The sequence below is a fragment of the Gluconacetobacter takamatsuzukensis genome, from assembly GCF_014174275.1.
Lineage (GTDB): Bacteria > Pseudomonadota > Alphaproteobacteria > Acetobacterales > Acetobacteraceae > Gluconacetobacter > Gluconacetobacter takamatsuzukensis.
The window spans coordinates 222,989-245,794 of sequence record NZ_JABEQK010000006.1 but is presented as its reverse complement, the minus strand read 5'-3'; the positions used below and the strand labels follow the sequence as shown (position 1 = coordinate 245,794).

The following is a 22,806-nucleotide window of genomic DNA, read 5'->3' as shown; positions in this document are numbered from 1 at the left end:
CCGGATGTACGACCTGTATCCGGGGCAGCGGGCGACGGGGGAGGTGCTGTTCGACGGGCGGAACATCCTGTCGTCGGACCTGGACCTGAACGTGCTGCGCGCGCGGGTGGGGATGGTGTTCCAGAAGCCGACGCCGTTTCCGATGTCGATCTACGAGAACATCGCCTTTGGGGTGCGGCTGCACGAGCGGCTGGGCCGGGCGGAGATGGACGAGCGGGTGGAGGACGTGCTGCGGCGGGTGGCGCTGTGGGGCGAGGTGAAGGACCGGCTGGGGGCGTCGGCGGCGGCGCTGTCGGGCGGGCAGCAGCAGCGTCTGTGCATCGCGCGGACGATTGCCACCCGGCCGGAGGTGATCCTGCTGGACGAGCCGACCAGCGCGCTGGACCCGATTTCGACCGCGCGGATCGAGGAGCTGCTGGACGAGCTGAAAGGCGAGTTCACGATTGCGATCGTGACGCATAACATGCAGCAGGCGGCGCGCTGCGCGGATCGGGTGGCGTTTTTCTACATGGGCGAACTGGTCGAGGTGGACAGTGCGGACCGCATGTTCACCGCCCCGCGCGAGCGGCGGACCCAGGATTACATTACCGGCCGCTTCGGCTGAGGCCGGCGGGCACGGGGGAGAGGCAGCCATGGTCAAGGAACAGGCGCACACCGTCAGCAGCTACGAGCAGGAACTGGACCAGGTCCGGGGCATGCTGGTGCGGATGGGCGGCATTGTCGAAAGCCAGATGGCGATGGCGATGGCGGCGATCGTCGACCGCGACGAGGACGCGGCGATGGAGGCATCGGAGCGCGATCCGCAGGTGGACGAGCTGGAGCGGGAGGTCGAGACGCTGTCGATCCGCCTTCTGGCGCTGCGCGCGCCGATGGCGGGCGATTTGCGCGAGATCGTGGCGGCGATGAAGATCTCGGGCGACCTGGAGCGCATCGGCGACTGCGCCGCCAGCATCGCGCGTCGCACGCTGCGGCTGGATGCCGGGGATGCGCGGCTGTCGCCGGGCGGGCTGCGCACCATGGGGCGGCTGGTGCAGGAGAATCTGCGCCGGGCGATCGATGCCATGAGCCAGCAGGACAGCGAGCGCGCGGTCGAGGTCTGGCAGTCTGACGCGGCGGTGGACGAGCTGTATACCGCCATGTTCCGCGAGCTGGTGACGTACATGATGGAGGATCCGCGGACCATCCGGTCCTGCACCCATCTGCTGTTCATCGCCAAGAACCTGGAGCGGATCGGCGATCATGCCACCAATATCGCCGAACGCGTCTATTTTGCCGCCACGGGGGAGCAGTTGCCGGTCGCAAGGCCGCGCGGCCTCCCCGTGGTATGATGGAAGCGAAGCGATGTCGGGTACGATGACGGATACGGGCGAGGGAACGGGGATCGGCGCGCGCCGCCCCTATGTCCTGGTGGTCGAGGATGATGACGCGCTGCTGATGCTGGTGCGGTACAATCTGGAAAAGCTGGGATACGAGGTCGGCGTGGCCGAGGACGGCAACCAGGCGCTGGCGCGCGTCGCCGAGCGCCGGCCCGACCTGATGATCCTGGACTGGATGCTGCCCGGCCTGTCGGGGCTGGATGTGTGCCGGCGCCTGCGCGAGCAGGAGGCGACCCGTGCGCTGCCGATCCTGATGCTGACCGCCCGGGCGGGCGAGGCGGACAATATTCGCGGGCTGGATGTCGGGGCCGACGATTATGTCGTCAAGCCCGTCAGCATCGAGGCGTTGCAGGCGCGCATCCGCGCGCTGCTGCGCCGGGCGCCCCCGCTGGAGCAGGTCCTGCGCTTTGCCGACGTGACCATGGATACCGTGGCCCACCGGGCCGAGCGCAACGGGCGTGCGCTGGCCCTGGGGCCCACGGAATACCGGATCCTGGAGTTCTTCCTGCGCAATCCGCGCCAGGTCTTCTCGCGCGAGGATCTGTTGCAGCGGGTGTGGGAGCGTGGGGTGCATGTGGAACTGCGGACGGTGGACGTGCATATCCGCCGCCTGCGGCTGATCCTGAACGGGCCGGGCGAGGGCGACATCGTCCGGACCGTCCGCGCCGCCGGTTATGCGCTGGATGATCCGCGCCCCTGATCGGGGAGACCTTCGCGCGCGTCGCGCCGGGAGCTGAACCATGTCCGCAATCGTGGCCGAAAATATCGTGGCGGCCCTGGGCGTGATCGCGGCGGGGGCGATGGGGTGGCGGATGATCGCCGGCCGGCGTGCCGCCACCATGTCTGTCGCGGGGGGGGATTCCGTTCACGCGGCGCCGCCCTCGGCCAATGCCCTGTCGCGCATGATCGAGACGCTGGACCTGGTGCCGGCGGCCGTGCTGGTGCTGGATGCCGGGGGGCGCATCCTGCATGCGGGGCCGGGGGCGTGGGAATTGTTCGGCGACAGCCTGGGGGCGATCATGCGGCATCCGGCCGCGCTGTCGGCCGTGCTGGGGCTGGGCGACGGCGACCGGGCCGAAGTGGACATGATGCTGGACGTGCCGATCCGCCGCGCCGTGCGCGGGCAGTTTCGCCGGATCAGCATCGCGCCGGGGCAGCCGGTGGTGCTGGCCACCTTGCAGGATGGAAGCGAGCGCGATGCGCTGGAGCGCATGCGGACCGATTTCGTGGCCTATGCCAGCCACGAGCTGCGCACGCCGCTGGCCGCGCTGACGGGCTTTATCGAGACGCTGCGCGGGCCGGCCGCCGACGATCCGCCGGCGCAGCAGCGCTTTCTGGAGGTCATGGCCGGGCAGGCGGGGCGGATGCAGCGCCTGCTGGATAGGCTGCTGATGCTGTCGCGGGTGCAGATGAGCGAGCATCGCAAGCCGCGCGGCACGGTCAGCCCTGCCGCCATCGTCGCGCGGGTGCGCGACGAGGCGCTGCCCCTGCTGGAAGGGGGGCCGGCCAGCCTGAATGTCGACCTGCCCGCCGGCCTGCCGGATTTTGCCGGCGATGCCGACCAGGTGGTGCAGGTGTTGCTGAACCTGATCGAGAACGCGATCAAATACGGATCGGACGAGCATAATCGCGCGGTGACGATCGGCCTGCGCGTGCGCCAGGCCGTGCCGGCCGCGCTGATGGGCGTGGTGGGGGCGGGCAAGATCCATGGGCCGGAAATGGGGGGCGGGGTCCGGCAGGGGATTGCCTTTACCGTGACCGATAACGGGCCGGGGATCGAGGCGCGCCACCTGCCGCGCCTGACCGAGCGCTTCTATCGCGTCGAGGGCAGTTCGGCCCGGCGGACGGGGACCGGGCTGGGGCTGGCGATCGTCAAGCATATCATCGACCGGCATGACGGGCGGCTGACGGTCGACAGCCGGGTGGGGAAGGGCACGTCCTTTACCGTATGGTTCCCGTTCGGGGACGGCGTGTCTTTGAAACGTCATGAAACTGTCATAGACACATCATGCCCTCAGCCGGCAGATCCGGGCTAGGAGGGGGCACCCGGGAGACGCGTGCCACATCGCCTTGTCGCCGCCGCCGGGTTTGTCTGTCATGCTCGTCCAGGAACGGAACCCGATGCGTCGTCCTGTCAAATTCCTTGCCGCGCTTATGTTCGCGGCTGGTCCGGCTGCCCTTTCCGTCGCGCACGCCGCCGACATCACGGGGGCCGGCTCCAGCTTCGCGGCCCCGATCTACGAAGCCTGGGGTGCGGCCGCCAAGCGTGCCACCGGCGTTGCCGTGAACTACCAGAGCGTGGGCTCCAGCGCGGGCCAGAACCAGATCCTGGCCGGCACGGTCGATTTCGGCGCTTCCGACGCCCCGATGGATGCGGCCAAGCTGGAAAAGGGTTCGCTGTTCCAGTTCCCGACCGTGATGGGCGGTATCGTCCCGGTGGTGAACGTTCCGGGTGTGAACCCCAATGCGCTGCGCCTGACGGGCGATGTGCTGGCCGATATCTATGCGGGCACCATTTCCTCGTGGAACGACCCCAAGATCACGGCGCTGAACCCGGACCTGAAGCTGCCGGACCTGCCCATCGCGACGGTTCATCGCGCGGATGGGTCGGGCACGACGTTCGTGTTCACCTCGTACCTGTCGCGTGAATCGCAGTCGTGGCACGATTCGGTCGGCGCCGGCAGCTCGATCGCCTGGCCGGGTGGCGTGGGTGCCCGCGGCAATGACGGCGTCGCGGCCTCGGTCCGCAACACCGAAGGCGGCATCGGCTATGTCGAATATGCCTATGCCAGCCGCAACCACATGACGACGGTGCAGCTGAAGGGCAAGGCCGGCGATTTCGTCACCGCCAATCTCGACAGCTTTGCCAAGGCCGCCGACGCCGCCGACTGGAAGGGCGCGACCAATTTCGCGGTCGACCTGCTGGACACGCCGGGCCAGGGCGCGTGGCCGATCGTCTCGGCGACCTATGTGCTGGTGCCGAAGCCGCCGAAGGATGCGGACAAGGGCGAAGCGGTGCGGAAATTCTTTGGCTGGGCCTTCGACAATGGCGATTCGGCTGCCCGCCGCCTGGATTATGTCGTTCTGCCGGCCTCGGTGAAGGCCGCGGTGCGCGCCGCCTGGTAACAGGCGCGTCTCGTGGTTGTGGAAAAGGCGGGGATCTCGGTCCCCGCCTTTTTTATTTGTGCCGGTCTGTCGGGCTCGGGTTATTTTTTGTTCATATTGCTTGGGTCTGGAGGGGAATATTTCTGTCATACTTAAGGGGGACGGGCAGGTCCGGCTTGTTTCATAGGGGGTGTGGCGCGATTGCAACGGCGTATATTGTTATTTATTTCAATTACTTATAGTTTATTGTCATCGATCTGTCATACAACAGTTATAAAATCATCACACCGCAAAAAACCAGTTCAGTTTACGCAGTCGTCATCTTCTCCATTGGAACGGATGACATGCGTCTGCGATCTTCTCTTTCCGCCCTGTTCTGCACCACGGCATTGCTGGGCACTGTCTCCCTGATGCATCCGGCTGCGGCTGCCGACACGCAGGATGCGCAATTGCGTGAATTGCGCCGGGAAATGCTGGAGATGCGGAGCCAGATCAAGGCTCTGAAATCCCGCCTGAACGAGCCCGACACGAACACCCGGACTGCCCGGGTGGCCGCTGCGGCCCATCGTTCGGAACTGTCCAGCCGCATGGCGCATGACATCAATATCGGCGAGCCCATCCGGCCGAGCGTCGGTGTGCTGAATGCTTCGGGCGCCGGAACGCCGCCGTCGGATCGCGCTGTCGTGGAATCCTGGAAGGATTTCCAGGCCGCCACGAAGAGCGATGAAGAAGTTGCCGTCGGCGGCATGAAGATCGGCTTCCCCAATGGGCGCTTTACGGTCCAGTCGAAGGACGGCGAATATGGGCTGTCGATCGGCCTGGCCTTCCATGAGGATTTCGGTGGCTTCATCACCAACAATCCGCGTGGCCACGAGGCGAAGGGCGCGTTCAACGCCTTTACGACGAACCAGCGCCGCCTGCGTATTCCCTTCATGTTCCGCTACAAGAACTGGGTCGCGGCCGTTACGCCCGATTTCGGTGCCAACCATAATGACGGTTATGTCGGCCTGTACGAAGGCAACCTGAACTATACGGGCCTGCGCAACACGGTGCTGACGGTCGGTTACTTCCAGCCGCGCGTGACCGAGGAAGACGCGGAAAGCTCCAACGACTTCATGACGCTGGAGCGTCCGAGCATCACCGACATGGTGCGCAACATCGCCGCCGGCGACGCACGCTTCAGCGTCGGTGGCATGCATTACGAAAAGCGTTGGTGGATCGCGGGTTATTTCACCGGCCAGGAATGGGGCCATCGCAACGCCTCCGACAACGGCGCGACCTATTACGGCGGCGGCAGCGGCTCGGTCGTCGACAGCCAGACCGGCGGTGTGTTCCGTGCCGCCGGCCGGCCGGTCGCGACGAAGGACTGGGACGTGCATCTGGGCGGTTCGGCCGTGTCGGCCTTCAAGGTCCAGGGTACGGGCACCAACAACCGCACGACGTCGTTCGGCCAGCGTCCGGAATTCGATATCGGCGAAGGGAGCATGGCGGCCACCGGCACCATTCCGTTCGTCTCGCAGATCTGGGCCGCCGGTCCGGAACTGGGTGTCCGCTGGAAGAACCTGCTCGTGAAGGGCGAATACTACCATGTCGGCGTCCAGCGTTCGCAGGGCCTGCCGACGCTCGGGTTCCAGGGCTGGTATGGCGCCGTGGCCTATACCCTGTTCGGCACGCCGCGCATGTATAACGTCAAGGAAGGTGCGTGGGGTGCGCCGGGCGTGAAGGAGACGGAAGAGTTCGATCCGGCGCACAACAAATGGGGTGCCCTGGAAGTGGTCGGCCACTACAGCGTGATCGACCTGAATTCCAACGCCAATGACCCGACGGCGCAGAGCACCAGCAAGATGTATAACTATTACGGTGTGAACGGCGGCCAGCAGACGGTCTGGCAGGGTGGCCTGAACTGGTATCCGAACCGTCATTTCGCGATCAAGGCCGACTACAGCCACTTCATCGTGTCGCGTAGCCAGCAGACCACGGATACGCTCGGCCGCACGGGCGACTCGGTCGAAGCCCGGGTGCAGGCGACGTTCTGACGGACGCGCGGATGGACATGCGCGCCTTGGTGCGTATGTCCTCCCGATCGTGCTATTCTTGCGGAGGGCGCGCGGATTTCGATCCGCGCGCCCTTTGTTTTTTTGTGCGTTTTCCCGCCCGGTGCTCAGGCGCCCTGGTCGGATGCGGCATCCAGGGCCGTGCGGAACGCGTCGGCCATCAGGCTGTTTTCGGCGTCCTTCTTGACGACGAAATGCAATTGGGTGGCCAAGGGGGGCAGGTCGGCGCAGGATAGCCGGCGCAATTGCCCGTCGCGGACCATCGGGGCGGCGAAGGCCTCGGGCAGGAAGCCGAGATAGACGCCGGTGAGGATCAGCATCGCCCGGGAATCGATCGTCTCGGCCGAGGCGGAAAAGGTCAGGCGGCGGCGGATGGCGGGCCAGTCTGATGCCGTGGCGGCATCGGAGACGTCGATCAGGCGCTCCTGTTCCAGCATCGCCAGCGTCAGTTCGCCCTCATGGTTGTACAGGGCGTGTCGGCGGCCGCAATAGAGGTGCAGCGTTTCCGAGACCAGGATGCTGGCGCTGAGACCCGGCTGGGCGTTGGGCATCAGGGTCAGGGCCGCCGTGGCGCGCCCGTCGAGCAGCGCGTGCTCGATATCGGCCGCCGCGGCGGAGGTCATGCTGATGAAGACCTGTGGATGCTGGCGGGCGAAGATCTCCAGCGCGCGGATGATGCCGGTTTCGCCGTAGATCAGCATGTTGTCGATGACATAGAGGGCGAAATGGCCGGAGAGCACGCCGCTGGCGATGTTGATCCGGTCGCGGAAGCGGTCGATGTCGCGCAGCAGGTCGTCGGTGGCGTCCAGGACCTCGCGGCCTTCCGGCGTCAGGGCGAATCCGCCGCGGCCCCGGCGGCACAGGCGGATGCGCAGGCGCTGTTCCAGCGACGAGATGTCGATGCTGATCGACGATTTGCTCTTGCCCAGCGCCAGTTCGGCGGCGGCGAACCCGCCGCGCGTCGCCACCGTGCGGAACACGCGCAGCAGGCGCAGGTCGACCTCGGCCAACTGGCCGGAAAAGCCCTGGGGGGAGCGGGCCGGGGCAGGCGTGTGCCGGGGATCGGCCAAGGGGAGCATCCTTCCTGACTGCGGGGAGGGGTGCATACCATGGCCGGGCGGTGGGACGCCATTTCCCGGCGGGGCGCCGGGCTCCGGGTCAGGGTTTCAGGACGCGAAGGGTTGCGGGGCGACCGAGGCGTGGCTGCCTGCCTGCATGACGTAGGCGCGCATCTCGCGGGCCAGGGTCTCGGCTTCCTCCAGCCGCATGCGCACGATGTCGCCGATGCTGACCAGGCCGACCAGGTGGCCGGTGCCGTCGAGGACCGGCACGTGGCGGCTGTGGCGGCGGGTCATCTTGCGGGCGACCGAATGGATGTCCTCGGACCGGGTGGCGGTGGGGACCTCGCGGGCCATGATGTCGCGCGCCGTCAGGCTTTCGATGCGTGCACCGTGATGGGCCAGGGCGTCGACGATCGAGCGTTCCGAGACCATGCCGGCGAGGTGACCGGCCGGGTCGACGACGGGCACCGCGCCGATATGGCGCTCGGCCAGCAGGCGGGCGATTGCGGTGACGGGTTCGTCGGGGCCGACGGTGACGACGCCCGGGCCCTTGTCGTTGAGGATGTGCAGGACGGGGATGCTCATGGGTGTTTCCTCCCTTTGGCGTCCACGCTTCATGGGTGGCGTGGTTGCTGTGTGTGCGACATGGTGTTTTTCGGGCGCGGGACAATGGCCCGCCCCGTCATAACGGCGTGAAAGCGCGGAGGTGGCGGGGCGGTGCTTCACGGCGGGGGGAAAGGTCTCATATAAGGGGGGCGCGCCGGGACGCGGCGCATCGGGGCCCGCCGGCCCCGCCATGACCTGCCCTGTCCGAAAAGGCCTTACATATCATGCCCGCCTATCGTTCCCGCACCACGACGCATGGTCGCAACATGGCCGGGGCCCGCAGCCTGTGGCGTGCCACGGGCATGCAGGATTCCGATTTCGGCAAGCCGATCATCGCCATCGCCAACTCCTTTACCCAGTTCGTGCCGGGGCATGTCCATCTGAAGGATCTGGGCCAGCTTGTGGCCGGCGCGGTGGCCGAGGCGGGCGGAATCGGGAGGGAATTCAATACCATCGCGGTCGATGACGGCATTGCCATGGGGCATGGCGGCATGTTGTACAGCCTGCCCTCGCGCGAGCTGATCGCCGATGCGGTGGAATATATGTGCAACGCCCATTGCGCCGACGCGCTGGTGTGCATCAGCAATTGCGACAAGATCACCCCCGGCATGCTGATGGCCGCGATGCGGCTGAACATTCCGGCCATCTTCGTCTCGGGCGGCCCGATGGAGGCCGGACGGGTGACGGAAGGCGGGATCGAGCGGCATGTGGACCTGGTGACGTCGATGGTCTCGGCCGCCGATCCGCGGGTCAGCGATGCCGAATCCCAGTCGATCGAACGGTCGGCCTGCCCGACCTGCGGATCGTGCTCGGGCATGTTCACCGCCAATTCGATGAACTGCCTGACCGAGGCGCTGGGGCTGGCGCTGCCGGGCAATGGCAGCCTGCTGGCGACCCATGCCGACCGGCGCGAACTGTTCCTGGAGGCCGGGCGGCGGATCGTCGGCCTGGCCCGCCGCTGGTACGAGCAGGACGATGCCAGCGTGTTGCCGCGCGGCATCGCCACCATGAAAGCGTTCGAGAATGCGATGACGGTCGATATCGCCATGGGTGGCTCGACCAACACCGTGCTGCATTTGCTGGCCGCCGCCCATGAGGGCGGGGTGCCGTTCACCATGGCCGATATCGACCGGCTGTCGCGCGGGGTGCCGCATCTGTGCAAGGTCGCGCCGTCGAAGGCCGATGTGCATATGGAAGACGTGCATCATGCGGGGGGCATCTTCGCCATCATGGGCGAGCTGAACCGGCTGGGGCTGCTGCATCGCGAGGTGTCGATGGTGCACGCGCCGTCGCTGGCGCAGGCGCTGGAGCAGTGGGACGTGGTGGCGCCCGACGCGCCCGAGGCGGCGAAGACGCTGTTCCGCGCCGCCCCGGGCGGGGTGCGGACCACGCAGGCGTTCTCACAGGCCAGCCGGTACCATGCGCTGGACCTGGACCGGGCGGAAGGGGCGATCCGCGACGGGGCGCATGCCTTCAGCCAGGATGGCGGGCTGGCGGTGCTGTACGGCAACATCGCCGAGGACGGGGCGATCGTGAAGACGGCGGGGGTCGCGGCGGGGCTGCTGCGCTTCACGGGGCCGGCGCGGATTTTCGAGAGCCAGGACGATGCGGTGTCGGCCATCCTGGGCAACCGGATCGTGGCGGGCGATGTGGTGGTGATCCGTTATGAGGGGCCCAAGGGTGGGCCCGGCATGCAGGAGATGCTGTATCCGACCAGCTACCTGAAATCGAAGGGGCTGGCCGAGTCCTGCGCGCTGATTACCGATGGCCGGTTTTCGGGCGGCAGTTCGGGCCTGTCGATCGGCCATATCTCGCCCGAGGCGGCCGAGGGCGGGGCGATCGGCCTGCTGCGCGACGGCGACGTGATCGAGATCGACATTCCCGGACGGGTGCTGCGCGTCGACCTGCCGGATGCCGAGCTGGCGGCGCGGCGGCTCCAGATGGAAGAGAGCGGCGATGCCGCCTGGCAGCCGGATCGTACGCGCGACGTGTCGGTCGCGTTGCAGGCCTATGCCGCGCTGACCACCAGCGCCGCGCGGGGTGCGGTGCGCGATGTGGGGCAGTTGCGCCGTCGCTGATGCGGGAGCGGACGAGGCCGGCGGGGCGGGGAAACCCGGCCGTCGGTCTCGTAATTACAACGTAATGATGCCTGTTTCATGTTACGTTGCGCAATAATTTACCGGGAAATGATGAAGAGCTGGGCATAGATTCGGCCTCTCCGTGTGATGACGCGGGCTTCATGAAATTTGTTTTCAGAACATGGACATTTTTTCATACATGTTTTGAAATATACCTATGTATAGGCTGTTGAGAGACAGCGTCGCTCTTGCGGGCACGCGCGCACGGGGAGCCAGAGATGACCATCACACCGCATAATCCCTGACCCGAACAGGAATATTGTCCCGCGCGCCGCGCGGTGACCTGGCCGGACATGGCCCTGGCGGCGGACGGATGCGCCGATTCTTGTTTCGTTCAAGAAACTAATTGGCGTGCCCGTCTTCCGGGTGCGGTCGTGCGGCCTGTTTCCTCCTGATGCCGGTATAAGCCCTGGACGGGGAAAAACTCACATATGAATGCAATCGTCGTGACGGCCCTGCGACGGCCGTACACATTTGTCGTTCTGTCGATCCTGATCGTCTTGTTCGGCGTCATGTCCGCCCTCAAGACGCCGACAGACGTCTTTCCCAATATCAAGATTCCGGCGATTGCCGTGGTGTGGACCTATGCCGGTCTGCTGCCCGACGAGTTCGCCGCCCGCGTCATGTACAATTACGAACAGGGCGTGACCTCGACGGTCGAGGGAATCGAGCACATGGAGTCCGATTCCTATTACGGTCGGGGCATCGTGAAGATCTTCTTCCAGCCCGGCACGGATATCGGATCGGCGGAAGCGGACGTCACCGCGATTTCGCAGACCGTGCTGATGCAGTTGCCGGAGAAGATTCCGGCGCCGATGATCATGAAGCTGGAGGCTTCGTCGGTTCCGGTCATCACGCTCGAACTGACCTCGCCCACCATGACGCCGTCGGACCTGTTCAAGCTGGCGCAGATCCGCATCCGTACCCTGCTGGTGACGGTGCCCGGTGCCATCGTGCCGCATCCCTATGGCGGCATGGATGCGTTCGTGATGTTCGCGCTCGACCAGAAGCAGTTGCAGGCGCACCACCTGTCGGCGATGGACGTGCAGAACGTCCTGGACAAGCAGAACATCGTGCGCCCGGCTGGCGACCAGAAGATCGGTGCCACCGACTGGATGGTGGCGACCAACGCCCAGCCGCGCACGATGGAGGAACTGAGCAACATCCCCATCAAGCGTGTCGGCAATTCGGTCGTTTACATGCACGATCTGGGGCAGGTCTATCGCGGCGGGCATCCGCAGACCAACCTGGTGCTGGTCAAGGGCCGGCAGGCCGTGGTGATGGTGGTGATGAAGAGCGGCGAGGCCTCGACCCTGGACGTGGTGTCGGGCGTGAAGGCGCTGATGCCGCGGCTGGAGAAGGTGATCCCGGCGACCGCGCACCTCTCGGTCCTGAACGATGCCTCGGGCTTCGTGAAGGATTCGATCCAGGACGTGCTGCGCGAGATGGTGACGGCGGCGTTCCTGACCGGGCTGGTGGTGCTGCTGTTCCTGGGATCGTGGCGATCGACGGTCATCATCGCCACCTCGATCCCGCTGGCGATCCTGTGCGCGGTCATCGGGCTGGGCTGGGCGGGGCAGACGATCAATGTCATGACCCTGGGCGGGCTGGCGCTGGCGGTCGGCATCCTGGTCGACGATGCCACCGTGATGATCGAGAATATCGATACCCATCTGGAAATGGGCAAGGAACTGGAGGTCGCGATCATCGATGCGGCCAACCAGATCGTGATTGCGACCTTCGTTTCCACCACCTGCATCTGCATCGTCTGGCTGCCGCTGTTCGAACTGGGCGGCGTGGCGGGCTGGCTGTTCATGCCGATGGCCGAAGCCATCATCTTCGCTATGATCGCCTCGTTCATCCTGTCGCGGACCCTGGTGCCGACCATGGCGAAGTTTCTGCTGGCGGGGCAGACCCATGGCGCGCACGGGCATGACACGCATGAGGACCAGTTGAAGGGGGGCAATGTCTTCTCGCGCTTCCAGCGCGGGTTCGAGCGCCGCTTCACCAGCTTCCGCGAGGCCTATGGGGCGTTCCTGGAGCGCGCCATTGCCGGGCGGGTGCGGTTTGCCTCGATCTTCCTTGGCCTGTCGGTGCTGTCGATGGGGCTGTACCTGGTGGCCGGGCGCGACTTCTTCCCCGAGATCAAGTCCGACCAGTTGCAGATGCACATGCGCGCGCCGCTGGGGACCCGGATCGAGGTTGCGGGACGGATCGCGACGCTGGTCAGCGACCGCATCCATGAATTGCTACCCGGCAAGGTGGACGACGTGGTCAGCAATTGCGGCCTTGCCGAAGCGCCGCACAACCAGGCCTTCATCCCGACGCCGACCATCGGCACGCAGGATTGCGACCTGACGATCACGCTGACCGAGGCGGAGGCGCCGGTGTGGGATTATCGCGCCGTGCTGCGCAAGGGCCTGTCGGCCAGCTTCCCCGGGACGGTCTTTACCTTCCAGCCCGCGGACCTGACGGCGAAGATCCTCAATTTCGGCTCGCCCTCGCCGATCGATATCAAGATCACGGGGCCGGAGCTGAACAAGAGCTACAAATATGCCGTCGAACTGGCGAACAAGCTGCGCCTGGTGCCCGGTGCCAGCGACGTGTCGCTGCAACAGACGATGAAGACGCCGACCCTGTTCGTGAAGGGGGACCGGACCTTCAGCCAGGCCACCGGCGTGGATGCCGCCGACCTGGCCGACAACGAGCTGATGACGCTGTCGGGCAGCTCGACCGTCGATCCGCAATATTGGTACGATCCGGTCTGGGGCGTGACCTTTCTGCTGAACACCTATGTGACGCAGAACCAGCTGACGCACTTCAACGACCTGCTGTCGATCCCGGTCGACAAGGGGGATGGGAACCCGACCGGCAAGGGCATGCAGTTGCTGGGCGCCGTCAGCACGATCAGCGCGACCGGCACGCCGGGGCAGGTTTCGCACTATAACTCGATGCCCGCGTTCGACATCTACGTGTCGGCCGAAGGCACCGATTTGGGCACCGTGCTGTCGGGCGTGAACAGGGTGATCGCCCAGACGGCGGCCGACGTGCCGCGCGGGGCGGCGGTGGACGTGGAAGGCCAGGCGACGACGATGCGCAGCGCCTACGCGCAGCTGATCGGCGGGCTGGCGATCTCGATCGCGCTGATCTACCTGCTGATCGTCGTCAACTTCCAGTCCTGGCTTGATCCGTTCATCATCATCTCGGCCCTGCCGGGGGCGCTGGCGGGGATCGCGTGGAGCCTGTTCCTGACGCATACGCACCTGTCGGTGCCGGCCCTGACCGGTGCCATCATGTGCATGGGAACGGCCACCGCGAACTCGATTCTGGTCGTGTCCTATGCCAGCGAGCGGATGGAAATCCATGGCGATGCGCTGAAGGCGGCGCTGGAGGCTGGGTACGGCCGTATCCGCCCCGTGCTGATGACCGCTGCCGCGATGATCGTGGGCATGGTGCCGATGTCGATCAGCAATTCGCAGAATGCGCCGCTGGGCAAGGCGGTGATCGGCGGCCTGATCGTGGCCACCATTTCCACGCTTCTGTTCGTCCCTTGTGTCTACGCGATTATCTACAACCGCTCGTCGAGCCGGAAGGAGACCGTCTGATGGCTTCCCTGTCACGCAACACCCTGCTGGCGACGGGGGCATGTGTCCTGGCCGTGCTGGTCGGCTACCAGGTGGTCACGCGGGTCCATGCGGTGACGGCCCTGCGTGCCGAGACGCTGGGCAATGCGCTGCCCGATGTCGCGGTCATCCAGGCGAAGCCTTCGCCCAAGACCGTGACCCTGACCCTGCCGGGCAATATCGATGCCTGGTACCAGGCGCCGCTCTTTCCGCAGGCCTCGGGCTACGTGAAGATGTGGTACAAGGATTACGGCGCCGAGGTGAAGGCCGGCGACGTGCTGGCCGAGATCAATGCCCCCAGCCTGGATGCGCAATATGCCCAGGCCAAGGCCGACCTGGCGGAGGCGCAGGCCAAGTACAACCTGACCGTGGTGAGCGCCAGCCGCTGGCGCGCGATGGGCAAGTCGCAGGCGGTGTCGGGCCAGTCGGTCTCGGTCGCCGATGCGAACGAGAAGGCCGGGCTGGCGGTGATGCAGGCGGCCGAGCACAAGGTCGACCAGTTCGAGGCGCTGGAGCGCTTCAAGACCATCGTTGCGCCGTTCGACGGCGTGGTGACGTCGCGCGACATCAATGTGGGCGACTATGTCAGCAGCGGGGCCGGGGAGCATGGCAGCAATGGCGATGCCAGCCAGCTCTTTACCGTGTCGGACATGCACAAGATGCGGCTGTTCGTGTCGGTGCCCGAGACGTTCTCGTATATTCTCAAGCCCGGCATGACGGCGGAAGTCAGCGTGCCGCAGTTTGCGAACCGGACCTTCAAGGCCGATTTCCTGACCATCGCGCGCGGGTATGACCCCAATACCCGCACCGCGATCACGGAATTCATCATCGACAACGACAAACACGAGCTTTGGCCGGGCACGTTCGCATCGGTGAAGATGACGGCGGCCTCGACGCCCGGTGTGTTCCAGATCCCGACCGCCGCCCTGGTGTTCGAGGAGAAGGGCATGCAGGTCGCGGTGCTGGATGCCAACGATGTGGTGCATTACCACGACATCGAAGTGGGGCGCATGGCCGATGCCGAGACCGACGTGACGTCGGGGGTTTCGCCCACCGACCGGATCATCAACAACCCGCCGGCGGACCTGCTGGAAGGCCAGAAGGTGCATGTCGTCCAGCCGGCCAAGGGGTACGACCAAGAGGACGAGGAAATCGAGGGATGATCATGCGGTCATTGCGCCGGACCATGATGTCCGGCGGGGCGATGCTGTCGCTGGCGGCGCTGTCCGCCTGCGATCTGGCGCCCGCCTATCATCCCCCGACCTATATTGTGCCCGCGAACTGGCATGGGCAGGGGGTGTTCGCCACCGCGACGCCGGCGGATACGCAATTGCCGTCGAACTGGTGGACGCTGCTGCACGATCCGCAGCTCGATGCGCTGGAGGACAAGGCTGTGGCCGCGAATGCCGACCTGCAGGCGGCGGCCGAGCGGTTTGTCCAGGCGCGGGCCATGGTCATGAGTGCACGGGCCGACCTGCTGCCGCATTTCGGCCTGGCTTTCGGGGCCTCGGACAACAAGCAGTCGGCCGACCGGCTGTTCCGCTACAAGGGGGCGCTGACGCAGACCGACGAATTCTATGGCGGGCTGGCGTCGTGGGAGCCGGATTTCTGGTCGGAGATCCGCAACCAGGTGCGCATGGCGAAATTCTCGGCCCAGGAGAAGGCGGCGGATTATGCCGGGGCGCGGCTGAGCCTGCAGGCGGAGCTGGCCAGCGATTACGTGGCGTTGCGCGGATATGACGCGCAGGACGCGATCTATCGCAAATCCATCGCCTATTACGAGCAGGCGCTGAGCGTGACCCGGACGCAGCTTGCCAACCAGGCGGCGCCCCGCCTGGACCTGGCCCGTGCGCAGAACCGGCTGTATGTGACCCAGGCGGCGGAGCTGGATATCAAGGCCGAGCGCGAGGTGACGGAGCATGCGATCGCGGTGCTGACCAACAGCGCGCCCTCCGGCTTCCATATCGCGCCGACCGATACGCTGGCATTCGTGCGGGCGCATATTCCCCTCGGCGTGCCGTCCGACCTGTTGCAGCGTCGGCCGGACGTGGCGGCGGCGGAGCGCGAGATGGCGCAGGCCAACCGGGCCATCGGGGTTTCGCGGGCGGCGTTCTATCCGCATGTCTCGCTGAATGCCAATGGCGGGTTCGATGCCAACGGGTTCGACCTGGCCAATCTGGCGAACAGCATGTGGTCCTATGGCGCGTCGGCCTCGATGCCGATCTTCGAGGGCGGGTTGCGCCGGGCGGCCTTGCAGGCCTCGTGGGCCAGCTATCGCGAGACGCGCGACCATTACCGGTCCTCGGTGCTCGGGGCGTTTCGCGAGGTGGAGGACGGGTTGTCGCGCACCGAGCGGTTGTGGGCGGAAAACGACCGGCTGAAGGCGGCGACGTCGGCGGCGCTGGACATGCAGGGCATGACCATGACCCTGTACAAGGGCGGCGTGTCGCCTTATCTGGACGCGATCGTGGCGCAGGAAGCGGCCCTGGAGGCCCAGATTTCGCAGGTGCAGGTCGAGACCCGCTATTTCCAGGCGGAGATCGGGCTGATCCGTGCGCTCGGCGGCGGGTGGAACGACAGGCTGCTGCCGACGCCGGACCAGACGATGACGTTCTCGGTCCTGCAATATGACGGGCTGCATCATCCCGAGCCGGCCGGCGGCATCGACAGCGTGCGGGACGAGGCGCCGTTCGACAATCTGGGCGGTGGGGCCCCGGTGTTCAATACCGGGGCGGCACCGGTTCCGTCCGGGCATTAGGTCGCCCGGTCAGGGCGGATGGAACGGGAAAGGCGGGGCGGATTTATCGCTCCGCCTTTTTTGTGCCCGGTGCCTTGATGGTCATGGTCAGTTCCCGGGCCAGTTGCCCGAACAGCGGGGCGCGGGGGTCGGTGGCGCGCCACCAGAGGCCGATGGTCCGGCCGATATCGGGCGATGCGAAGGGCATGGCGCGGGAGAAGCCGCGGGCCCCGGTGTCGGCATTGACCGCCAGTTCGGGCATGACGGCGATACCCTCGCCCGCATCGACCATGTAGCGCAGCATTTCCACGCTGGTTGCGATCGGGCCGTCCAGGTCGGGGTGGGGCGGGGCGGCCGGGCCGCACAGCGAGACCGTCTGGTCGCGCAGGCAATGGCCGGCATCGAGCAGGATCAGGTCGGCGCTGTCGAGATCGGCGGCGGAGAGCGCGGATTTCGCGGCCAGCGGATGGGCGCGGGGGACCAGAAGACGGAACGGCTCGAAGAAGAGAGGGACGGTGGTGATGCCGGGCTCCGGCACCGGCAGGGCCGCGATGGCGATATCCAGCGTGTAGTCCAGCAATTGCCGGGTGAGCTCCGTTGTCCGGTCCTCGGTCAGGCGCAGCGCGATGTCGGGGTGGGCGGCGCGGAGGCGTTGCAGCAGGATGGGCATGTAATAGGGCGCCAGCGTGGGAATGATGCCCAGCGCCAGGGGGCCCGCCAGGTCGTGCGCGGTGCCGTGTGCCTGTTCCATCAGGATATGGGCATCGCGGACGATGCGCTCGACAAAGGGGATCAGGGCCGCGCCGCGCTCGGTCGGGCGGGTGCCCCGGCGCCCGCGTTCGAAGAGCGTGCAGCCCAGCAGGGATTCGACCTTGCGGATCTGCTCGCTCAGGCCGGGCTGGCTGACGCCGCAGAGCCGTGCCGCCCGGCCGAAATGGCCGGTGCGGCTGACCGTCAGGACGTAATCCAGGTCTCGCAGGGTGAGGCCGGCGAGGGAGTGGGGAGGAGGGGATGCCATATGATAGGTATATCCTATCGTATTGATAGAAAGAATCGATTTTATCTATCGATTGGTGGCGGTTACGCATGGTCCAGCTTCAGTTCCGGAGAGGAAAGCACCATGTCCGACCAGACGACCCGCCCCGTCCTGACCACCAGCGCGGGTGCGCCCGTGCCCGACAACCAGAACAGCAAGAGCGCCGGCCGCCACGGGCCGCTGCTGCTGGAGAACTACCATTTGCTGGAAAAGCTGGCGCACCAGAATCGCGAGCGCATCCCCGAGCGGGTCGTGCATGCGAAAGGTTCCGGCGCATACGGCACCTTTACCGTCACCGGGGATGTCGCGCGGTATACGCGTGCTGCGATCTTTGGCGAGATCGGCCGGACGACCGAGGTGCTGGCCCGTTTTTCGACCGTCGCGGGGGAGCGGGGGGCGGCGGATGCCGAGCGGGACGTGCGCGGCTTTGCGCTGAAATTCTATACCGACGAAGGCAACTGGGACCTGGTGGGGAACAACACGCCGGTCTTCTTCATCCGGGACCCGATGAAATTTCCCGATTTCATCCACACGCAGAAGCGGCATCCGCGCACCAACATGCGTTCGGCCACCGCCATGTGGGATTTCTGGTCGCTGAGTCCGGAAAGCCTGCATCAGGTTGCGATCCTGTTCTCGGATCGCGGATTGCCGCGCGGGTTCCGCTTCATGGACGGGTTCGGCAGCCACACCTATTCGTTCTGGAACGATGATGGCGAGCGGTTCTGGGTGAAGTTCCATTTCAAGACCCATCAGGGCCATCGCCACTGGACCGACGAGGAAGCCGCCGGGATTATCGGCAGGGACAGGGAAAGTGCGCAGCGCGACCTGTACGATGCCATCGAGGCCGGCGACTTTCCGCGCTGGACGCTGTCGGTGCAGATCATGGCGGAGGAGGACGCCGCGCGGCAGTCCTTCGACCCGTTCGACCTGACCAAGGTCTGGCCGCATGGGGATTTTCCGCTGGTCGAGGTGGGGGTGCTGGAGCTGAACCGCAACCCGGCGCATTATTTCGCGGAAGTCGAGCAGGCGTCGTTCTCGCCGTCGAATATCGTGCCGGGAATCGGCTATTCTCCGGACAAGGTGTTGCAGGCGCGGCTGTTTGCTTATGCCGATGCCCATCGCTATCGCGTCGGCACGCATTACGAGAGCCTGCCGGTCAACCGGCCGAAAGGCCCGGTCCGCACCTATCATGCCGATGGGGGCATGCGTTTCGACGCGCCGCAGGGCACGGATGCGTATTACGAGCCGAACTCGTTCGGCGGGCCGGTGGAAGACCCGCGCGCGAAGGAGCCGCCGCTGAGGCTGGACGGCGCGGCGGGGTATTACGACCATCGCGCGGACAATGACGATTACGGCCAGCCGGCGGCCTTGTTCCATCTGTTCGACGAGGCGCAGAAGCAGCGTTTCTTCGGGAATATCGCGGCGTCGATGCAGGGAGTGCCGAGCGGGATTATCGAACGCCAGCTGGCACATTTCGCCCGGGCCGATCCGGCATGGGCGGAGGGGGTGCGTCGGGCGCTGGAGCGCGCGGCCGGATAGGAGCGGCGGATAGGGGCGATTGCCGGCCGGGGGCGTGTGCCCCGGCCGGTCAGGCGACCGCGAAGGCGGCGGCGGTGACGGTCTGGAACGGGGTGAAGCCGAGGGACCTGTAGAGCGCGATCGCCCCGGCGTTGGTCGCGTAGCAATGCAGGAAGGGAAGGGTGCCGCGGGCCAGGATCCGGGCTGCGACTTCGCGCATCAGGAGCCCGACATAGCCGCGTCCGCGATGGTCGGGATGGGTGCAGACGCCGCTGACCTCGACATACCCGGCAGGTTGCGTGCGTTCGCCGGCCATCGCGACCAGGCGGCCTGCGTCCCGGATGCCGATGAAGCGGCCCAGCGCGTGGGTGCGGGCGCGGAAGGGGCCGGGTTGCGTCGACGTTGCCAGCGCCAGCATGTCCGGCGCGTCGTCGGCGCCCAGGTCCATGACGGGAAAGCGGCTGGGGGCGGCGGTGAGCGTGTGGGCGACCATCTGCACGCAGTCGGCCCGTTTGAGCGCGGTCAGCCCCGGGATGTGCAGGGGTGGATGTTTTTCCAGCAGCCAGATTTCATCCCGCGCGGCCAGTTGGGCCAGATCGTGCAGCGACGGCCCGGAATCGTCGATGGCGGCCGCGAAGGGGCCGTAGGCGGGATCGAATCGCCGTGCCGTGCCGCTGGTGATGGCGAAATGGGCCTGGGGGCCTGTCAGGGCCTGCCATACCGGCCGGTCGAGGGGATGGCCGGCCGGCGGCTTTTCAGGCTGGGACATCGAGGGGGCCTTCGGACGGGTTCGGAATCGGGGACTGCGCGTGCGCCGATTTGCCGGCGAAGTCAACAAACCGGCCGGAAGGGTGGCCGGCGGGTGCCCCGTGGAATGAAACCGTCAAAATCTTGTTTCGTTTCGCCATTGTTCGTCAATGGCTTTGATTCTGCTTGCAGGGCGCTGTCATTTGGCAAAACATAACATTTGCGAAATAAACTGGACGCACAGAGAAGAAACGATTGTCACAAAATCATAACGAGACCTGACGGGACGCCGATCATATTAAGGCGGCCATAACCGGGAGCGGCGTCATGGCGACGCACAGCCAGCAGGACGGAGCGATATGAACAAGAGCGCGGCCCTTTTCGTGACCACCTGCCTTACCGCCGTCATGATCCATCAGGGGGCGATTGCCGCCACCGCGAGCCAGAAGCACAAGGTTCGCAAGCCGTCGCACACGCAGGCGACGCAGACGCAAGCGGTGCCCGCGCAGGCCAAGGCCGCGCCGGTCGCGGCCGGCCCCGCCTATGTGGCGCGCCCGGCCGCCGTGCCGGCGCCGGCGGTGCATGTCGCGAGCGGGAGCGAGGCGATCATGGTGCTGGGGGCCGGGGCCGCGCGCGAGACGCAGACCGTGTCGCATCTGGCGATCCAGCAATATGTGCCGGGCACCAGCCCCTTCAAGGCACTTTCAAAACTGCCGGGTGTCATGTTCACCTCGTCCGACCCGCTGGGGTCGTACGAATGGTCGCAGCAGATCATCATTCGCGGATTCGACCAGAGCCGGCTGGGCTTTACGATGGACGGGGTGCCGCTGGGCAATCTGGCCTATGGCAACGATAACGGGCTGTCGATCGGCCGTGCGCTACAGACCGAGAATAACGGGCGCGCGACCCTGACCCAGGGTGCGGGGTCGGTGGGTGTCGCGGCTTCGAACAATCTGGGCGGTGCGCTGGAATTCACCTCGATCGACCCGACCGGCAAGTTCGGCGTGGATGTGGCGGGAACGGTCGGGTCGTCGGGGACGTGGCGCACCTTCATGCGCGTCAATAGCGGCGTGCTGCCCGGGGGCGGAAAGTTCTATGTCTCCTACGACTATCAGGACGCCAACAAGTGGAAGGGCGACGGCATCCAGCGCCAGCAACAGGCCAACGCCAAGTTCGTCCAGCCGCTGGGCGAGCATGTGAAGCTGACCCTGTTCGGGGACTGGTCGCTGCGGCAGGAAAACGACTATCAGGACCTGTCGCTGGCGACGATCGCGAAATATGGATACCGGGTCGACAACATTACCGGCAATTACAACCTGGCCAAGCAGATCGGCTATGCCTACCAGAACGGCACGCCCTATCCGGCGGGAATCGGCAACACCAATTACGGCAGCTATCCGGACTTCGTCTATTACAACGCGGCCGGGCTGCGCCAGGATGCGATGGGCTATGGGCGGCTGGATTTCGACATAACCGACCGGCTCAAGGGCTTTGCGTCGGTCTATGGTCATACCAACAGCGGCGAAGGCGTTTGGGCCACGCCGTACCAGGCGACGCCGGCGGCACTGGGCGGAGCGCCGCTTTCGGTGCGGACGACCGAGTACGATATCCATCGCGAGGGCTTTCTCGGCGGGCTGACCTACAAGGTGGGGCATCACACGATCGAAGGCGGGTTCTGGTTCGAGAACAACGATTTCGAACAGGCGCGGCGCTTCTATCCGCTGGGGCTGGAGGGAACGCCGGACAGCACGTACTGGTACAAGAACAACTGGTTCGCCACCCAGTGGCAGGGTGCGTTCAATACCAAGACCTATCAGGTCCATCTGCAGGATACGTGGCAGATCACGCCGGCGCTGAAGCTGAATTACGGCTTCCGGTCGCTGATCGTGGACAATAATGCGCGCCAGATCGGCAGCAACATCCTGGGCGTGAAGGGGGCCGACGGCTATCCGTCGGGCTCGATCGAGTCGAGCAATGGCTTCCTGCCGCAGATCGGGATGAATTACCGCGTCAATGCGCATAACGAGGTCTTCGCCGATTTCGCGCGCAACATGGCGGCCTTCGACAATTCGAACACCGGGGCGACCAGCCCGTTCGCCACGACGATCGCGGGGTATGAGGCGATCCGGAACAAGCTGAAGCCGGAAATGTCCTATTCCGAGGAAGTCGGCTACCGCTATCACGACCATAATATCCAGGCATCGGTCACCGGCTATTATGTCGAGTTCGAGAACCGCCTGCTGACCATCACGCAGGGAACCGGCGTGCAGGGCAATGCCGCGGCGCTGGCCAATGTCGGCGGGGTGACGGCGCGCGGCGTCGACGTGGCCTTCAACTACCAGTTTGCCCCCAACTGGTCGATCTATGCCTCCTATGCCTTCAACGATTCGAAATATAACGACAACGTCACCAGCGGCGGGACGACCTACTACACCCAGGGCAAGGATGTGGTGGCCATGCCGCGCAACCTGGCCAATGTGCAGCTTGGGTACGATGACGGCTCGATCTGGGGCAACATCAACATGCAGTACCAGGGCCGGCGCACCTATACCTATGAGAACGATGCCTGGGTGGCGCCGAATGATATCTTCAACCTCAATGTGGGCTATCGCTTCCACAGCAACAACTGGGTGCTGCGCGGCGTGGATGCACAGGTGAACGTGAGCAACCTGTTCGACAAGCACTATGTCGCCTCGGTCGGGACCAACGGGTTCGTATTCTCCGATCCGACGCACACCTTCGCCACGCTGCAATCGGGCTCGCCGCGCATGGTGTTCTTTACCCTGCGCAAGCATTTCTGACCGG

The 22,806-nt window shown here is 65.6% G+C and carries 16 protein-coding genes; 12 read left to right on the top strand and 4 right to left on the bottom strand.

Annotated elements, in window-relative coordinates; all coding sequences use genetic code 11:
• The 6 genes from HLH27_RS09990 to HLH27_RS09965 all read left to right on the top strand — a co-directional run.
• Positions 1-604 (top strand): phosphate ABC transporter ATP-binding protein (locus tag HLH27_RS09990; protein WP_182949862.1); only part of this gene is annotated, 604 nt, incomplete at its 5' end.
• Between the two features lie 28 nt (positions 605-632).
• Complete coding sequence (gene phoU / locus HLH27_RS09985; RefSeq protein WP_182949861.1) at positions 633-1,328, top strand: phosphate signaling complex protein PhoU; 696 nt, start codon at positions 633-635, stop codon at positions 1,326-1,328.
• A gap of 13 nt (positions 1,329-1,341) precedes the next feature.
• Positions 1,342-2,076: a phosphate regulon transcriptional regulator PhoB gene (gene phoB / locus HLH27_RS09980; RefSeq protein WP_182949860.1), complete on the top strand. Its 735-nt coding sequence runs from the start codon at positions 1,342-1,344 to the stop codon at positions 2,074-2,076.
• Positions 2,077-2,116: 40 nt separating this feature from the next.
• Positions 2,117-3,412 carry an ATP-binding protein gene (locus HLH27_RS09975; protein WP_182949859.1) on the top strand — a complete coding sequence of 432 codons (1,296 nt, stop codon included), beginning with the start codon at positions 2,117-2,119 and terminating at the stop codon, positions 3,410-3,412.
• Positions 3,413-3,497: 85 nt separating this feature from the next.
• Positions 3,498-4,502 (top strand): phosphate ABC transporter substrate-binding protein PstS, encoded by a 1,005-nt coding sequence (gene pstS, locus HLH27_RS09970; RefSeq protein WP_182949858.1) that lies wholly within the window; start codon positions 3,498-3,500, stop codon positions 4,500-4,502.
• Between the two features lie 323 nt (positions 4,503-4,825).
• Positions 4,826-6,517, top strand: a complete 1,692-nt coding sequence (locus tag HLH27_RS09965) for an OprO/OprP family phosphate-selective porin (protein WP_182949857.1) — start codon at positions 4,826-4,828, stop codon at positions 6,515-6,517.
• A gap of 125 nt (positions 6,518-6,642) precedes the next feature.
• On the opposite strand, the gene HLH27_RS09960 is transcribed toward HLH27_RS09965, so the two are convergent.
• Together HLH27_RS09960 and HLH27_RS09955 are read right to left on the bottom strand one after the other, a co-directional pair.
• Positions 6,643-7,605, bottom strand: a complete 963-nt coding sequence (locus tag HLH27_RS09960; protein ID WP_246375715.1) for a LysR family transcriptional regulator — start codon at positions 7,603-7,605, stop codon at positions 6,643-6,645.
• A 96-nt stretch (positions 7,606-7,701) separates the two neighbouring features.
• On the bottom strand, positions 7,702-8,181 hold the full coding sequence (locus HLH27_RS09955; protein ID WP_182949855.1) for a CBS domain-containing protein: 480 nt from the start codon (positions 8,179-8,181) through the stop codon (positions 7,702-7,704).
• A 245-nt stretch (positions 8,182-8,426) separates the two neighbouring features.
• Here HLH27_RS09955 and ilvD point away from each other — a divergent pair, with 245 nt between their 5' ends.
• From ilvD to HLH27_RS09935, 4 genes are all read left to right on the top strand, one after another.
• Positions 8,427-10,280 (top strand): dihydroxy-acid dehydratase, encoded by a 1,854-nt coding sequence (gene ilvD / locus HLH27_RS09950; protein ID WP_182949854.1) that lies wholly within the window; start codon positions 8,427-8,429, stop codon positions 10,278-10,280.
• Positions 10,281-10,771: 491 nt separating this feature from the next.
• Positions 10,772-13,945 carry an efflux RND transporter permease subunit gene (locus HLH27_RS09945; protein WP_182949853.1) on the top strand — a complete coding sequence of 1,058 codons (3,174 nt, stop codon included), beginning with the start codon at positions 10,772-10,774 and terminating at the stop codon, positions 13,943-13,945.
• Positions 13,945-15,126, top strand: coding sequence for an efflux RND transporter periplasmic adaptor subunit (locus HLH27_RS09940; protein WP_182949852.1), 1,182 nt, complete (start codon positions 13,945-13,947; stop codon positions 15,124-15,126). The genes HLH27_RS09945 and HLH27_RS09940 overlap by 1 nt, the downstream gene beginning before the upstream one ends.
• Positions 15,123-16,721, top strand: a complete 1,599-nt coding sequence (locus HLH27_RS09935) for an efflux transporter outer membrane subunit (RefSeq protein WP_182949851.1) — start codon at positions 15,123-15,125, stop codon at positions 16,719-16,721. Before HLH27_RS09940 ends, HLH27_RS09935 begins: the two co-directional genes overlap by 4 nt.
• A gap of 43 nt (positions 16,722-16,764) precedes the next feature.
• Here the strand turns inward: HLH27_RS09935 and HLH27_RS09930 are convergent, their stop codons facing one another.
• Positions 16,765-17,718, bottom strand: coding sequence for a hydrogen peroxide-inducible genes activator (locus tag HLH27_RS09930; protein ID WP_182949850.1), 954 nt, complete (start codon positions 17,716-17,718; stop codon positions 16,765-16,767).
• A gap of 102 nt (positions 17,719-17,820) precedes the next feature.
• Here HLH27_RS09930 and HLH27_RS09925 point away from each other — a divergent pair, with 102 nt between their 5' ends.
• Positions 17,821-19,275, top strand: a complete 1,455-nt coding sequence (locus HLH27_RS09925) for a catalase (RefSeq protein WP_182949849.1) — start codon at positions 17,821-17,823, stop codon at positions 19,273-19,275.
• A 49-nt stretch (positions 19,276-19,324) separates the two neighbouring features.
• Here the strand turns inward: HLH27_RS09925 and HLH27_RS09920 are convergent, their stop codons facing one another.
• The gene (locus HLH27_RS09920) at positions 19,325-20,023 is read right to left on the bottom strand and encodes a GNAT family N-acetyltransferase (protein ID WP_182949848.1); all 699 of its coding nucleotides are present in this window, start codon (positions 20,021-20,023) and stop codon (positions 19,325-19,327) included.
• Between the two features lie 337 nt (positions 20,024-20,360).
• On the opposite strand from HLH27_RS09920, the gene HLH27_RS09915 reads away from it, so the two are divergent.
• On the top strand, positions 20,361-22,802 hold the full coding sequence (locus HLH27_RS09915; protein ID WP_182949847.1) for a TonB-dependent receptor: 2,442 nt from the start codon (positions 20,361-20,363) through the stop codon (positions 22,800-22,802).
• Positions 22,803-22,806: the final 4 nt, after the last annotated feature.